General features: G+C 37.3%; 12 protein-coding genes. 11 read left to right on the top strand and 1 reads right to left on the bottom strand.

Annotated elements, in window-relative coordinates:
* Window positions 1–45: 45 nt before the first annotated feature.
* The 6 genes from JOC48_RS03805 (at window position 46) to JOC48_RS03780 (ending at window position 5964) form a co-directional block, all read left to right on the top strand.
* Window positions 46–723, top strand: a complete 678-nt coding sequence (locus JOC48_RS03805; RefSeq protein ID WP_204497730.1) for a GntR family transcriptional regulator — start codon at window positions 46–48, stop codon at window positions 721–723.
* Window positions 724–916: 193 nt separating this feature from the next.
* Window positions 917–2020 (top strand): mannonate dehydratase, encoded by a 1104-nt coding sequence (gene uxuA / locus JOC48_RS03800; RefSeq protein ID WP_204497729.1) that lies wholly within the window; start codon window positions 917–919, stop codon window positions 2018–2020.
* Between the two features lie 22 nt (window positions 2021–2042).
* Window positions 2043–2888, top strand: a complete 846-nt coding sequence (locus JOC48_RS03795; RefSeq protein ID WP_204497728.1) for an SDR family oxidoreductase — start codon at window positions 2043–2045, stop codon at window positions 2886–2888.
* A gap of 170 nt (window positions 2889–3058) precedes the next feature.
* On the top strand, window positions 3059–4213 hold the full coding sequence (locus tag JOC48_RS03790) for a Gfo/Idh/MocA family protein (RefSeq protein ID WP_204497727.1): 1155 nt from the start codon (window positions 3059–3061) through the stop codon (window positions 4211–4213).
* Between the two features lie 49 nt (window positions 4214–4262).
* Window positions 4263–5363, top strand: coding sequence for a Gfo/Idh/MocA family protein (locus JOC48_RS03785; protein ID WP_204497726.1), 1101 nt, complete (start codon window positions 4263–4265; stop codon window positions 5361–5363).
* A 94-nt stretch (window positions 5364–5457) separates the two neighbouring features.
* Window positions 5458–5964 (top strand): D-lyxose/D-mannose family sugar isomerase, encoded by a 507-nt coding sequence (locus JOC48_RS03780; protein ID WP_239584196.1) that lies wholly within the window; start codon window positions 5458–5460, stop codon window positions 5962–5964.
* A 208-nt stretch (window positions 5965–6172) separates the two neighbouring features.
* Here the strand turns inward: JOC48_RS03780 and JOC48_RS03775 are convergent, their stop codons facing one another.
* The gene (locus JOC48_RS03775) at window positions 6173–7354 is read right to left on the bottom strand and encodes an ROK family transcriptional regulator (protein WP_204497725.1); all 1182 of its coding nucleotides are present in this window, start codon (window positions 7352–7354) and stop codon (window positions 6173–6175) included.
* Window positions 7355–7768: 414 nt separating this feature from the next.
* Between JOC48_RS03775 and xylA the strand changes: the two genes are divergently transcribed.
* From xylA to JOC48_RS03750, 5 genes are all read left to right on the top strand, one after another.
* Window positions 7769–9094, top strand: a complete 1326-nt coding sequence (xylA, locus tag JOC48_RS03770) for a xylose isomerase (RefSeq protein WP_204497724.1) — start codon at window positions 7769–7771, stop codon at window positions 9092–9094.
* A gap of 28 nt (window positions 9095–9122) precedes the next feature.
* A complete protein-coding gene (gene xylB, locus JOC48_RS03765) occupies window positions 9123–10622 on the top strand; it encodes a xylulokinase (RefSeq protein ID WP_204497723.1) in 1500 nt (499 codons plus the stop codon).
* Between the two features lie 170 nt (window positions 10623–10792).
* Complete coding sequence (locus tag JOC48_RS03760) at window positions 10793–12913, top strand: glycoside hydrolase family 52 protein (RefSeq protein ID WP_204497722.1); 2121 nt, start codon at window positions 10793–10795, stop codon at window positions 12911–12913.
* Between the two features lie 188 nt (window positions 12914–13101).
* Complete coding sequence (locus tag JOC48_RS03755; protein ID WP_239584175.1) at window positions 13102–14850, top strand: sensor histidine kinase; 1749 nt, start codon at window positions 13102–13104, stop codon at window positions 14848–14850.
* Window positions 14843–15619 carry a response regulator transcription factor gene (locus tag JOC48_RS03750; RefSeq protein ID WP_204497720.1) on the top strand — a complete coding sequence of 259 codons (777 nt, stop codon included), beginning with the start codon at window positions 14843–14845 and terminating at the stop codon, window positions 15617–15619. Before JOC48_RS03755 ends, JOC48_RS03750 begins: the two co-directional genes overlap by 8 nt.
* The last annotated feature ends 55 nt before the right edge of the window (window positions 15620–15674 follow it).

Genomic DNA, 15674 nt, shown 5'->3' with positions numbered 1-15674 from the left:
CGTTTTGAAAGTAGTATGCTAAATGTGAAATGAAGAGGTGAAAGAATGTCTACTGCAAACACCAGAATAAACGGATCAACCAGGGATTACGTTTATGAAACCGTTAAAAAACAAATTATTAATTGGGAGTTGAATCCTGGAACTAAGATATCAGAAAAAGATGTGGCTGAAAAACTTAAAGTTAGTCGTACTCCTGTAAGAGAAGCATTTTTGAAATTAGCTCAAGAAGAGTTGATTGGGGTATATCCTCAAAGTGGAACGATCGTATCACAAATTGATATGGAATTAGTAGAAGAAGGTCGCTTTGTTCGAGAAAATATTGAAAAAGCGATTGTGCGAGAAGCTGTGGAGACCTTTAACAACGACCAATTGTTTCAGTTGGAAACAAATATTACAATGCAAGAACTTTGTATAGAAAAAGGTTCTCATCACAGGCTTTTTGAATTGGATGAAGAATTCCACCGATTATTATTCGAAGGCTGTAATAAAGCGCGAACGTGGAAGATTATTAGACAAATGAACAGTCATTTTGATCGGCTCCGAATGCTGCGCTTGGCATCAAATACGGATTGGAAGGTAGTTGTTACACAGCACAAAAGTATTTTTGAAAAAATCTCTGACAAAGAACCGGATAATGCGGAAAAATTGATGGGAGAACATCTAAGACTAGTTATTTTTGAAAAAGAAGAGTTAAAGAAACAGTACCCTAGTTATTTTAAATAGGTAACAATTAATGTGCAGAATAGAAGGATTTAGGACATATTTTTGTTTCTGTTCTAAATAGATTTTGAAAACGCTACCAATAGATCAATTGGAAAGAATTTTGTTTAAGCATGAACTGATGAAAAAAATAGGAAGATATATTGATAGCTCCATTATTATTTCATTGAATAGTAACTGAATGGAGGAATAGAACATGGAAATGGTTTTTCGCTGGTTTGGCAGCGGGAATGATGCCGTCCAACTCGACCAAATTAAGCAGATTCCTGGTGTGGAGGGAATTGTTTGGGCGCTTCATGATATACCGGTTGGCGATGAATGGCCGATCAATCGAATTGCTGAGGTAAAACAACAAGCAGATGAGCATGGATTTCATATCGACGTAGTAGAAAGCGTCAATATCCATGAAGACATTAAGTTAGGTCTCCCTACTAGGGATAAGTATATTGCTAATTATAAAGCAACGATAAAAAACCTAGCGAGTGTTGGTGTAAAAGTAATCTGTTATAATTTTATGCCTGTGTTTGATTGGACGAGAACAGAGTTATATAAAAAATTAGATGACGGATCTACAGCGATGTTTTATGAAAAAGCAAAAGTTGAAAACATGGATCCAATGGAGTTAGTGGATGAAATATCTAATAACCCTGATTTTACCATTCCCGGCTGGGAACCGGAGCGCTTGAAATCACTAGCCAATTTATTTGGGGCTTATCAAAAAGTAAGTGAAGAAGACTTATGGAATAATTTAAAATATTTTCTTGAAGAAATTATACCAGTTGCTGAGGCTAATGGGATTAAGATGGCTATTCATCCAGACGATCCACCTTGGAAAATATTTGGCTTACCTAGAATCATTACTAGTCAACCAAATATTCGAAGGTTTTTGCAACTGGTTGATAGTCCAAGTAACGGGATAACTCTATGTAGTGGATCATTAGGTACAGATCCTAACAACGATATTCCTGACATGGTCCATGAGTTTATTGATCGTATTCCATTTGCTCATATTCGCAACCTCAAACGCTATGATAATGGCGATTTTATCGAAACTTCTCACCGTACTAAGGATGGATCTGTTGATATCTATGAAATTTTAAAAGCCTACTATGACAATGGATTTACTGGTTATGTTCGTCCAGACCACGGAAGACATCTATGGAATGAAAAATGCCGACCGGGTTATGGTCTCTATGATCGTGCGATGGGAATTATGTATTTATGGGGAATATGGGATTCCTTGGAGCGCTCAGTAAATGAGAAGGAATTAGCGGTATTAGATAAGAAGCTAGATTACTAGAGGTAGGAAAGGAGTTTTCGCAATGAATGCTATTCATGAAAGCTTAAATGGAAAAGTAGCTGTCGTTACTGGCGGTGGAGGTATTCTATGTGGGGAAATGGCTAAGGAGTTAGCTAGACAAGGGATGAAAGTAGCAATCTTAAATAGGGGTTATGAAAAGGCAGAGAAGGTAGCAAATGATATTAAGAAAAGCGGCGGAGAAGCACTACCGATCCAATGCGATGTGTTAGATCGCGATAGTGTACATAAGGCGGATGAAGAAATTCACAAAGCCTATGGTCGTTGTGACGTTCTAATTAATGGAGCAGGTGGAAATCATCCAAAGGGAAGTACAACAAATGAATACCTTCATGTTGAAGATATAGCAAATGACGAGATAACTTCCTTTTTTGACCTCACGACAGAGGGTTTTGAATATGTACTCAATCTCAATTTTATAGGGACATTTATCCCAACACAGGTTTTTACGAAGCGAATGGTAGGAAATAAGGGAAATGTAATTAATATATCGTCGATGAGTGCTCCAAGTCCGATGACAAAGGTTCCTGCATACAGTGCTGCGAAGGCATCTGTGAACAACTTTACGCAATGGTTGTCGGTACATATGGCCGAGTCGGGGGTTAGAGTAAACGCAATTGCACCAGGATTTTTCTTAACAGATCAAAACAGAGGGTTGTTAACAAACGAAGATGGATCACCGACACCGCGGATGGAAAAGATTCTTTCCCAAACACCAATGAACCGTTTAGGCTCTCCAGAAGATCTGCTTGGTACTTTGTTATGGTTGGTTGATGATGAGGCTAGTGGCTTTGTCACTGGGACTACAATACCAGTTGATGGCGGCTTTATGGCTTATTCTGGGGTGTAATATTCACCCTCTTGCACTGGGAGGATTTAGGAAGGGAAGCGTTAGGAGAGATAAAACAAACTGGAGTAGTAACAGTCATTCGCGTTGAGTAAGCACAATGCTTAGATAATACACAAAACTTAAAGCGGTTTCACAAACATGATATAATAAAATAAAAGGAGAGGAATATTATGTTAAAGGTTGCAATTATTGGTGCTGGGGCTATATCACAGGCCCATGTTAAGGCATATTTGGCGTTTGAAGATCGGTGTGAAATTGTAGCAATTAGTGATATATATGCAGATAAAGCACAAAAAAAAGCAGAGGAAAATGATTTAAACATAGCTATTTATGAAGATTATCAAAAGTTGTTGGAGCAAGAAGACGTCGATTTAATTTCCGTATGTACACCACCATACACACATGCCCAAATTGCAATTGATGCTTTAAACGCTGGTAAGCATGTACTGGTTGAAAAACCAATGGCATCCTCATTAGAGGAATGTGATGCAATGAATGAAGCAGCGGAAAAGAATAATAAGATATTGTCTATTATCGCTCAAAACCGATTCACAACACCGATGATGAAGCTGAAGCACGTACTTGAAACGCAGTTAATGGGACCTATTGTACATACACAAGTAGATTCCTTTTGGTGGAGAGGCCATAGCTATTATGACTTATGGTGGAGAGGCACTTGGGAGAAAGAAGGTGGCGGTTGTACGTTAAATCATGCGGTACACCACATTGATATTTTCCAATGGATGAATGGGATGCCTTCCGAGATAACTGCTGTGACGAGCAATACCTCTCATGATAATGCTGAAGTGGAGGACTTATCGGTAGCTATTGCAAAATATGATACTGGGGCCTTGGCGCAGATTACTAGTTCTGTAGTTCATCACGGAGAAGAGCAACAATTAATTTTTCAAGGGAAAAAAGCAAGGGTTTCTGTGCCTTGGAAATTAAAAGCATCAAATGCGAAAGAAAATGGATTTCCAGTTGAAAATAAAGAATTGGAAGAAGAGCTTCAACAAGTGTATGAATCTCAAAAAGATTTAACATATGAAGGGCATGCTGGACAAATTAATGATGTATTAACTTCGATTGAAGAAGGTCGAGAAGTGCTGGTTGATGGTAAACAAGGCCGTCAAACTCTGGAATTAATCACTGCAATCTACGAATCTTCAAGTTTCGGAAAAACGGTGAAACTTCCACTTGATGAGAATAGTCCTTTTTATACAAGAGAAGGTGTATTGAAAAATGCTACTTATTTCTATGAAAAAACGAAAACGGTTGAGAACTTTGGTAATGATGAAATTACTACTGGTGGAAAGTACGAATAATCAAGATTGGTATGCAAAGTATTAGTAAAATAGAAAGGGGATAGAAAACATGAGTAAAAATGATGGAATGAACTATGCTCCAGAAGGAAAGCCGAACAAAGTAGTTGGTGAAGGAGAATTTAAATTTGCTGCGATTGGACTTGACCATGGGCATATTTACGGCATGTGCAATGGCTTAATTGAAGCTGGTGCACAATTAGTGGCAGTTTATGATCCAGATCCAAACAAAACAAAAGGCTTTAGTGAAAAGTTCCCTGGTGTTCAAGTTGTAGATTCAGAGGAAGAGATTTTGAATGATCCTTCTATTAATCTTGTGGCTAGTGCTAATATTCCTTGTGATCGCGGTCCTTTAGGATTAAAGGTATTAGATCATGGTAAGCATTATTTTACAGATAAACCTGCATTTACTACCCAAGAACAAGTCGAAGCGGCTCGTGAAAAGGTGGAGGAAACAGGACTTAAGTGGGGAATTTACTATAGTGAACGATTACATGTGGAAAGCGCCATTTTTGCAGGACAATTAATCGAGGAAGGTGCGATTGGTCGTGTAATTCAAGTGATTGGAACAGGACCACATCGTGCGAATGCTAAGAACAGACCGGAATGGTTCTTTGACCCGAAATACTATGGAGGGATTCTATGTGATATTGGTAGCCACCAAATTGAGCAATTCCTACATTATACTGGGGCGAAGGATGCGGAAGTTCTCCATAGTAAGGTTGCAAATTACAATTTTAAAGATTACCCTAAATTTGAAGATTTTGGTGATGCGACGCTTGTTGCCGATAATGGGGCAACATTTTACTTCCGTGTCGACTGGTTCACACCAGATGGACTAGGAACATGGGGTGACGGGAGAGCATTTATTTTAGGAACAGATGGCTATATTGAAATTCGTAAGTATATTGATATTGGAAGAGATAGTTCCTCTAACCACTTATATTTAGTGAACCAAGAAGGGGAAAAGCATTTTGAGTTATCAGGCAAAGTAGGCTTTCCATTCTTTGGAGCATTTATCTTAGATTGCCTGAACGGTACAGAGAATGCCATGACTCAGGAGCATGCGTTTAAGGCTGCTTCCTTGTGTATTGAGGCACAGGAAAAGTCAGTGCAAATTGAATCAGCAGAATCATCTTACTCGCTATCTTAATGGGACAGAGGGACAGGTTTCCTGTCCCTCTGATGTTTTAAAAAGGGGAGGGATTTCCGTGCAAAGAGTAGAAATTGAAAAAGCTCAGCAGAAAATGATTGACTATCTTGACACTGCAGGCATAGTTTTGACGGAACAAGAGAAAGAGAATATTGAGATTGCAGACTTTGGATTAGGTCAATTGGAAGAGCAAGGATTAGAGCTGATCACTTATATTAACAACGAACATTACTGTGCAAAGGAATTGGTGTTATTCTCGAATCAAACATGTCCAGAGCATAAACATCCTCCGGTTTTAGGTAGTGAAGGAAAAACGGAAACCTTCCGTTGTCGATGGGGGAAAGTTTGGTTGTATGTTGAAGGTGAACCAACACCATCAATAAAAGCTACTGTTCCTCAGGGGAGTGAAGCGCATTATACTGTATATCATGAAATTGAGTTAAAAGCTGGTGATCAATATACGATTCCACCAAATACGTTGCATTGGTTTCAAGCGGCAGAGAATGGTGCAATCGTATCTGAGTTTTCAACTACGAGTCGAGACGAATATGATATTTTTACTGACCCGCGTATTAAACGAGTGCCAGAAACAAATGGTTAACGAAGAGAAAGCCCATTCCTTTAGGTTTGGGCTTTCCTTTTTGTGGTATAGGGAATTATAAAATTTTAGCGCTGAAGTTAATCGATGAAGTAAAAATTTTTAGGTACTAAGTATAAGCGAAACAAAGCGATCTCTTAGTTTCGCTTAAAGGCTTGGCGCTAGCCAAGTTTGTTTTCTTTGGGACAAGGAACCTGTCCCCTCGTCCCATTTATTTGTTTTCAACCAGTTCGATTTTTAAAAAGTTCTCGATTGAAAATGCGACAACTCCTAATGCAGCGGAATAGATAGAGAGCTGGGAGAAGTTAATACATAAATCTTTTTGTTGGTAATCAAGCAAGGATTTTTGTGTTCTTGATTCAATTGGCTCGATGATCCAGTCTTTTAAAGAGGCAATTCGGTTCCCGATAATAACTTGTTCGGGGTTAAACGTGTTAATGATATTGTTAATCCCTACCCCTAAGTAGTCGCCAATTTCTTCAAATAATCTTATTGTTCCTTTATCTCCTTGTATTGCTAGAGAATTGAGTGCATCTAATGAAAGTTCTTGATTTGAAGATAAGAATATTTGCTGTTCGGCTTTTCTTAAAACAGCTTTTTCAGATGCATATAATTCCCAGCACCCCTGATTACCACAGCTACATGGTAACCCATTCACTTCAATCGTCATATGTCCCATCTCACCTGATGATCCGTTTTTCCCTTTGTATAAAGAACCGTCCAAAATAAATCCAACACCTATTCCAATTCCAACACTGACATAAATGATGTTTTCAAATTTTTCTCCTGCACCAAATTTTTTCTCCCCGTACGCACCTGCATTTGCTTCGTTTTCAATTACGACAGGTATGTGATACTTGTCTTCAATAATTGTTTTTAAATGAATTTGCTTCCAACCAAGGTTTGGTGCTATTAATATTTCTCCATCATTGTTAACAATCCCAGGAACACCGACACCAATCCCAATAATTCCATAGGGACTTGATGGGGCAGCATTCTGTAAGAACTCAATGATTTCAAATAAAAAACCTTCAATTTTTTGGTAGTTTTCATCTTTAAACTTAATCGTTTTTTCATTGATGATATTTCCATTTAAATCTGTTAATATCCCTAACAAATAATTAACGCCTAAATCAATTCCAATTGAATATCCAGCGACTTCATTAAAGTAAAGCATTACCGGTCGTCTTCCACCACTAGATTTCCCAGGTCCAGACTCATAAATTAATTTCTCATCGATTAATTCACTAACTAGAGATGAGACAGTACCTTTATTTAAGCCAGTGAATTGAGCGATGTCTGCTCTTGACAAAGGACTTTTGGATTTAACTGTTTCAAGTACGAGCGTTTTATTTTCTTTTTTGACAACAAATTGATTCCATGTCTGGCTCATTTCATATACTCCCTTTTATGGTTATTATATATTTCAACACTATACATTATTGTTAAGGGTAAAAGTTTTTATATAAAGAAAAGACCAATTGCTTAAAAAACTTAAGCTTTGTTTTATACAAATGATGATATAATTGCTATAATAAACTCATAATAAGTTAATTAATTTACTTTATTATAAGTCAAATGGAGGTAAAATTAAATGGTTTGTTTTGAAAGCGTTAACAAAAATTTTATTGGAATGGAATAAAATGTGTTGGAATGCTAGGAAACCTCTCTTGTAGTTCTATTTTTACTTTAATTTTAAAACTTAGTTTAACCACTAGACAAACTTGTGTACCGTTGATATAATAGGTTCATAGCAAGTGAACTAATTATTTATTATAATTCAAAATAAAATTGGAGGTAAAAGTAAATGGCTTACTTTGAAAACGTTAACAAGATTCAGTATGAGGGTCAAAATTCAGACAATCCTTTTGCATTTAAGTTTTACAACCCTGAGGAAAAAATTAATGGTCAAACAATGGAAGAGTTTTTGCGTTTTGGTGTTGCGTACTGGCACACATTTACACAAGACTTAATCGACCCTTTTGGTGTTGGTACAGCTATTCGTCCATGGCATCAATATACAGGAATGGATTTAGCAAAAGCTCGTGTTGAGGCAGCATTTGAGTTCTTTGAAAAATTAGGGGTACCATATTTCTGTTTCCATGACGTAGATATTGCACCTGAAGGAAGCACATTACGCGAATCCAATCAAAATTTAGATACGATTGTTGCTATGATTAAGGATTACATGAAGGATAGCAATGTAAAATTACTATGGAATACAGCGAATAATTTTACACATCCTCGCTTTGTTCATGGTGCAGCTTCATCTAGTAATGCGGATGTGTTTGCATATGCAGCAGCCAAAGTTAAGAAGCAATTAGAAATTGGGAAAGAACTTGGTGGAGAAAACTATGTATTCTGGGGTGGCCGTGAAGGTTACGAGTCTCTACTAACAACTGACTTAAAGCTAGAACAGGATAACTTAGGTAAGTTCTTCCATATGGCAGTAGACTATGCGAAGGAAATTGGCTTTGATGCACAGTTCTTAATTGAACCAAAACCGAAAGAACCAACGACACACCAATATGATTTTGATTCTGCCACTGCGCATGCGTTCTTACAAAGCTATGGTCTAGACAAGGACTTTAAACTTAATATTGAAGCAAACCATGCTACCCTTGCAGGACATACATTTGAGCATGAATTACGCTATGCAAGAATTAACGGTATGTTAGGCTCTGTTGATGCTAACCAAGGTGATACATTATTGGGCTGGGATACGGATGAATTTCCAACAGATTTATACTCTACTACTTTAGCAATGTATGAAATTATTAAAAATGGCGGACTTGGATCAGGTGGTCTAAACTTTGATGCAAAGGTAAGAAGAGGTTCGTTTGAAGCAGATGATTTATTCTTAGCACATATTGCTGGTATGGATAGCTTTGCTGTTGGATATAAAGTAGCGAATAAATTAATCGAAGACAAAGTACTAGATAAGTATATTGATGATCGTTATGACAGCTTCAAATCAGGTATTGGTTTGGATATTGTTGAAGGTAAGACAGATTTCCATAAGCTAGAAGATCACGCTTTAAGCTTAACAGAAATTAAAAACAAGTCTGGTCGCTTAGAGCAAGTGAAAGCAACGATTAATAAGTATCTATTAACTACTTTTGCTGAGAAGTAATATAGTAAACTTATAATGAGGTGGTTGGATGAAGTACGTAATTGGGGTTGATTTGGGAACGAGTGCTGTTAAATTGCTACTTGTAAACCAAAATGGAAATGTAACACAAGAAGTATCGAAGTCCTATCCACTAATTCAAGAAAAAACCGGATATAGTGAACAAGATCCAGAACAATGGGTGGAGCAGACAGTCGCAGGGCTGTCTGAACTGCTCCAGGAGTTTGAAGGCGATGCACAAGATATTGAAGGCATTAGCTTTTCCGGTCAAATGCATGGATTAGTGCTATTAGATGATGAAAACCAAGTGTTACGAAATGCCATTTTGTGGAATGACACACGAACAACACCACAGTGTAAAGAGATTTATGAAAAAGTTGGTAGAGAACGTTTCATTGATATTACGAAAAATATGGCTTTAGAAGGGTTTACTTTGCCGAAAATCTTGTGGGTGAAGGAAAATGAGCCAGAAGTTTTCAATCAAGCTCGACTCTTCTTACTTCCCAAAGACTATTTACGCTATCGATTAACTGGCCAATTGCACATGGATTATTCCGATGCGGCTGGAACTAGTTTGCTAGATGTTAGCGCAAAACAATGGAGTAAAGAAATTTGTGATCTGCTTGATTTAGATATTTCGATTTGTCCTGACCTCGTAAATTCTTATGACGATGTCGGTTCACTTTTACCAGATATTGTTCAGGAAACAGGTTTAGCACCAACAACAATGGTATTTGCCGGTGGTGCAGATAATGCATGCGGTGCAGTAGGGTCAGGTATTTTGTCACCAGGTAAAACATTTTGTAGTATAGGTACTTCAGGGGTAGTTCTCTCCTATGAAGAAACTGGTGATAAAGACTATGAAGGAAAGGTTCATTATTTTAATCATGGGGCTCCAGATGCTTATTACACAATGGGAGTAACTTTATCTGCAGGACATAGCTTAACATGGTTTAAAGATGTGTTCGCTGAAAAAGAGGATTTTGATACGTTGTTAAGCGAAGTTAGCACCGTACCTGTAGGATCGAATGGATTATTATTCACTCCATACTTAGTCGGTGAAAGAACACCACACGCCGATGCAACGATTCGAGCAAGCTTTATTGGAATGGATAGTTCCCATCGTAGAAAACATTTTGTGAGAGCGGTTTTAGAAGGGATTACGTTTTCACTAAATGAATCCATTGATATTCTTAGAAAGAATGACAAACAAATTGATACGATTTATTCCATTGGTGGCGGAGCAAAAAACAAAGAATGGTTACAAATTCAAGCAGATATTTTTGATGCTAATATTGTAAAACTTGCAAGTGAGCAAGGACCAGGCATGGGCGCTGCAATGCTTGCGGCCTTTGGCTCTGGTTGGTTCGATTCACTTCAGGATTGTGCCAATGAATTTTTAGAAGAAGCAGAAGTGTATGAACCAATTAAGGAAAACGTTGAAAAATATAAGCAGTTATTCGAAAGCTATAAGAAAGTTTATCGAGATACAAGTGAAATAAATAGTGATCTTATGAACTATCGTAGCTAATGTAAGAACTGCAGAATAAGTAAATGGAAAATGGATATAGATGTTTCGAAAACTTACTTTCGGAGTACATCTCATATCCATCTTTCCTGTTTATAGAAATCGATTCGTTGGTACTATATCAGTTGTTTCTATTCAGTTTGTTTAGAGGATGAACAAAGGGGGATATGTAGATGCCGAAAAATATTTTTTTTAATGCACACCATTCACCAATTGGGGCTTTTTCAAGTTTTACATTAGGCTTTCCAGGTAGTGGTGGGGGTCTTGATTTGGAGTTGGGTCGTTCACCAAAGAAAAATGTTTATATTGGTGTAGAATCTAATGAAAAAGAAGGGTTATATGAAGCGCTTCCGTTTTTTGATACTGGGGAAGATGAAAGTAAGCGCTACGATGTAGAAAATCCTGATCCAGAACCTGATAAGCCCAAAATCATTTTGACTTATGCAAAGGATGAGGTGAAGCGTGACTTCCAGTTGGGCACGGATACATGGAAGGCAGGAGATATCGAATTTACGATTCATTCACAGGCTTCAGAAGTGCCAGAGCCTGGAACTGCTTCTGATGAGGAAATGAAGCTGACAATTGTACCATCTGTTTTAGCAGAATTAACGGTCGATAATACAAAAGGTAAGAGAACACGTAGAGCTTTTTTTGGTTATGAAGGCAGTGATGTTTATAGTTCCATGCGTCGTTTAGACGATACACTTGAAAATGTTGCTGGTGTGGGTCAAGGTCGATTAACCGCAATTACTTCAAAGGATCCTGATGTGAAATCAGCGCTACATTTTAGTTTGGAAAATATTTTAACAACACCACAAGAAGAGAACTGGACATTTGGTTTAGGTCCACTTGGTGCTTTGATTATGGATGTGCCTGCAGGTGAACGTCGGACATATCAGTTTGCAATTAGTTTTTATCGAGATGGCTTGGTTACAGCAGGATTAGATACATCCTACTATTATACGCGTTATTTCTCAAATATTGAGGATGTAGCTACTTATACGTTAGCTAACTTTGATGAATTAGCTTCACGTGCAAAACAAGCAAATAAGATGGTAGCAGACGCTAATCATTTAACAGAAGATCAGAAATTCATGATGGCTCATTCGATTCGTAGCTACTATGGTTCAACTCAGTTGTTAGATAATGACGGAGAACCATTCTGGGTTGTTAATGAAGGCGAGTACCGGATGATGAACACGTTTGATTTAACGGTTGACCAGCTCTTTTTCGAACTGAAAATGAATCCATGGACTGTCAAAAATGAACTGGATATGTTTGTGCAACGCTTTAGTTATGAGGACCGGGTTCGTTTTCCAAATGATGAGGAAGAATATCCTGGTGGACTAAGTTTTACGCATGACATGGGAGTTGCCAATACAATTTCCCGTCCCCGCTATTCCTCTTATGAGTTGTACGGAATCGATGGATGCTTTTCCCACATGACACATGAGCAATTAGTGAATTGGGTGTTAACGGCTTCTGTTTATGTGGAGCAAACAGGAGATAAGCAATGGCTATCGTCTAATTTTGAGATTTTCGAAAAGTGTTTGGACAGCATGTTGAACCGTGATCATCCAGATCCAGAAAAACGAAATGGTATCATGGGTCTTGATTCATCTAGAGTTATGGGTGGAGCTGAAATAACTACGTATGACAGCTTAGATGTCTCACTTGGCCAAGCTAGGAATAATATTTATTTAGCTGGTAAGTCATGGGCTTCTTATGTTTCGTTAGAAAAAATCTTCTTTGATAATGGTAAGGAAGATTTAGCTAGTGTAGCAGGTGAACAAGCAGAAAAATGTGCGGACACGATTGTTAGTAATGTTACACCTGGAGGCTATGTTCCAGCTGTTATTGGGGAAGGTAATGATTCTAGAATTATACCAGCTATCGAAGGCTTAATTTTCCCTTATTATACGAACAACAAGGAAGCGCTTGATCCTGAGGGGCGTTTTGGTGAATACATTCAAGTATTATCCAAACACTTTGAGACTGTTCTAACTGATGGTGTCTGCCTATTTGAGGATGGCGGATGGAAAATTTCTTCAACGAGTAATAACTCTTGGTTAAGTAAAATTTATTTGAGTCAATTTATTGCTCGTGAAATCCTAGGTTGGACTTGGGATGAAAAAGGAAAGAAAGCTGATGAAGCTCATGTTGAATGGCTTACACACCCAACATTATCGGTTTGGAGTTGGAGTGACCAAATCCTCTCTGGTGAAATTATCGGTAGTAAATATTATCCACGTGGGGTAACTAGTATTTTGTGGTTGGAAGAAGGAAAATCTTAATTTAACGTGTACTAGATTGAGCTTCCGTAATTCTCGTATTTAGGATTACGGAGGCTAATACATCCATGGTGCTTACGATATATAGTTATTTAAAAAAGCTGTCTTGAAACTCCTCCAAGACAGTTTTTTTAAACAACTGTTTCATCAACAAGAATGAACAATCATCAGAAAGGTTGGTTAAGCCATTGATGCAAATATTAAAAAAGTGGAATACGTTGCGAAATCAAATATTATTTGTCTTTTTATTTGTCATGATTATTGTCTTATTAATTGTAGGAGCTATGACATTTAACCGAGTATCCATGCTACTAGAATCGAATGCAAAAGAACAATTACAACAAGTAGCAATAGAAACAAATGGACGTATGGATACCTTGTATGACAAATTAAATATGAACACCAAGCAAGTAGTCACAGATGATGAGGTACAACGAGTTTTGTCGAATAATCTAGGAGGTCATCCGCCAACCTTTATGCAGAGACAAATGCTTATGCAAATAGCAAATAAGTACCAAGTAACCGTTGATGGGATAAACTCTTCTGAATTATATACGAAAGGGTATCAAAGAATTTATCCATTAGATGGAGAAGTTCTTTCCAACCGTGTTGATGAACAATGGATAGAAGCAGCAGATCAAGCGAAGGGAGGCCTAGTGTGGATTGGACAAGATCCAGAAGATCGTAATTTATTTTTAGCCATTAGGCAAGTAAGTATAATGGATCGTGCTTTTACAGGAGGAGGTTATCTAGTTGTTCGTGTAAATAAAAACTATTTCCGGTTAAAACAACATGAGCAAAATGATGCGTTGCATGAATATACTATTTTGGTTGATCAAAATTCAGAGCTAATCGCAACCAATTTCGATGGAGAACTTGAGCACATCGTTAAAAATAAGCAACAAACGATTGATTTGAATAATCACAAATATATGTTTACAAAGCAAACCTCAGACATGACTGGTTGGACGGTAATTATCTTAACACCTGTTGATGCATTGACTGAAGGGATTTCGGTACTTAGAACGGGTATTGTTATCTCTGGGTTAGTAGGATTTGTCATTTTCTTTGTTTGTTCTTTCTTTTTATCGACAATTATTACCCGGCCAATTTCTAAATTAACGGAAACAATGAGACAAGCTGGGAGTGGAACTTTACATATGAACCCAGAGGTATCTTCCACCAATGAAATCAATGAATTAAATCAAACCTATAACCTGTTAGTAAAGGAAACGAATCATTTAATTCAGATGGTATATGAAAAGGAATTAATAAGAAGTAAAACAGAATTAAAAGCATTACAAGCGCAAATTAACCCGCATTTTTTATTTAACACACTGGATGCCCTTTATTGGTCTTTGGAGGAAAGTGATGAGGAAGAGCTTGCTGACCTCGTATTGGCAATGTCCGACTTATTCCGATATACGATTACGAAAAACAACCAGGCAGAGTGGGTAACGATTAAACAAGAGATGGAACACATCGAACGCTATGTTCAAATTATGAAATTCCGTTTTGGAGAACGTCTAAAATGGAACGCTAATGTCCCTTCCGCTTTTGATTATGTGAAAATACCAAAACTATTAATTCAGCCCCTCGTAGAGAATGCAATTTTACATGGAGCCGAGAACAAAGTGGGGAATACGGAGATAATGGTTTCTGTTGAACAAATAGAAAAACAGAACAGATTATTAATAAAAGTAGCAGACGATGGTCCGGGAATAGCTCAAGAAACGATTGAAAATATCTATCAATCCATCAAGCTTTCGGATGTTCCTTCTCGTAAAGGAAACGGAATTGCACTTTCAAATGTACAAAAGCGTCTTGATCTTTATTATAGAAATGATCGATTAAGCGGGCTGAAAATAGAAAGTACTGAAGGTAAGGGTACGAGTGTTTTCTTTGAAATTCCATTGAACGGGGGAGAAAACAATGCATAAACGAACTATCTTAATTGTCGATGATGAAGAAAGAACTAGAAAAGGTTTAACTAAAACATTAACTAAATGGGCAAATGAGGATTATGAGATTTTAGGTGCATCAGACGGAGAAGAGGCAATTGAAATCATAGAACATCAACCAATCAGTCTTTTAATCACAGATATTCGTATGCCCAAAATAACTGGCTTGCAGTTGCTTCAGAAAATGAAGGAACAGCTGAAAAACCCGGTAGTCATTGTTATTTCTGCTTATTCTGAATTTGATTATGCACAGCAGGCACTTCGGTTCGGCGCTATTAATTATTTGTTAAAGCCATTAAGTAAAACCAAACTAATTGAAGCAGTTGAAAATGCGCTGGAAGTTAACGAAAAACGAGAGCGTATTGGAATGATAGAAAAAGTAATGGATAAAAAGTTAATTGAAATTAGTGGAAATGAAGAGAATGTCAATAAATCAGTTATGGAAGCGTTAAAATTTGTAGACAACAATTATCACCAAGATATCGGTTTAAAGGATGTGGCTGATCATGTTCATTTGAATCCTAGTTATTTTAGTGTTTTGTTTAAAGAGGAAATGAACATGACTTTCAGTGAGTATTTGAAAAGAACTAGGATCCAACATGCAAAAAAATTATTAATTACTACCAATTTAACAATCATAGAAATAGCAGAAAAAGTTGGCTATCACACATCAAAATATTTCATTAAATTATTTAAAGAATATGAAGACATAACTCCAAGTAAATATCGCCGGGAAAACAAAGACTAAGGGGTCTGACCCCACCTGTGGACATTTGTCCGCGAGTGGTGGACAGGTCCCTTGT

This window comes from Aquibacillus albus, assembly GCF_016908325.1.
Lineage (GTDB): Bacteria > Bacillota > Bacilli > Bacillales > Amphibacillaceae > Aquibacillus_A > Aquibacillus_A albus.
This window is presented reverse-complemented; position numbering and strand designations above follow the sequence as displayed.

Coding starts and splice junctions, on each gene's coding strand:
- JOC48_RS03805 (WP_204497730.1), top strand. CDS start 46: ATGTCTACTGCAAACACCAGAATAAACGGATCAACCAGGGATTACGTT.
- uxuA (WP_204497729.1), top strand. CDS start 917: ATGGAAATGGTTTTTCGCTGGTTTGGCAGCGGGAATGATGCCGTCCAA.
- JOC48_RS03795 (WP_204497728.1), top strand. CDS start 2,043: ATGAATGCTATTCATGAAAGCTTAAATGGAAAAGTAGCTGTCGTTACT.
- JOC48_RS03790 (WP_204497727.1), top strand. CDS start 3,059: ATGTTAAAGGTTGCAATTATTGGTGCTGGGGCTATATCACAGGCCCAT.
- JOC48_RS03785 (WP_204497726.1), top strand. CDS start 4,263: ATGAGTAAAAATGATGGAATGAACTATGCTCCAGAAGGAAAGCCGAAC.
- JOC48_RS03780 (WP_239584196.1), top strand. CDS start 5,458: ATGATTGACTATCTTGACACTGCAGGCATAGTTTTGACGGAACAAGAG.
- JOC48_RS03775 (WP_204497725.1), bottom strand. CDS start 7,354: ATGAGCCAGACATGGAATCAATTTGTTGTCAAAAAAGAAAATAAAACG.
- xylA (WP_204497724.1), top strand. CDS start 7,769: ATGGCTTACTTTGAAAACGTTAACAAGATTCAGTATGAGGGTCAAAAT.
- xylB (WP_204497723.1), top strand. CDS start 9,123: ATGAAGTACGTAATTGGGGTTGATTTGGGAACGAGTGCTGTTAAATTG.
- JOC48_RS03760 (WP_204497722.1), top strand. CDS start 10,793: ATGCCGAAAAATATTTTTTTTAATGCACACCATTCACCAATTGGGGCT.
- JOC48_RS03755 (WP_239584175.1), top strand. CDS start 13,102: ATGCAAATATTAAAAAAGTGGAATACGTTGCGAAATCAAATATTATTT.
- JOC48_RS03750 (WP_204497720.1), top strand. CDS start 14,843: ATGCATAAACGAACTATCTTAATTGTCGATGATGAAGAAAGAACTAGA.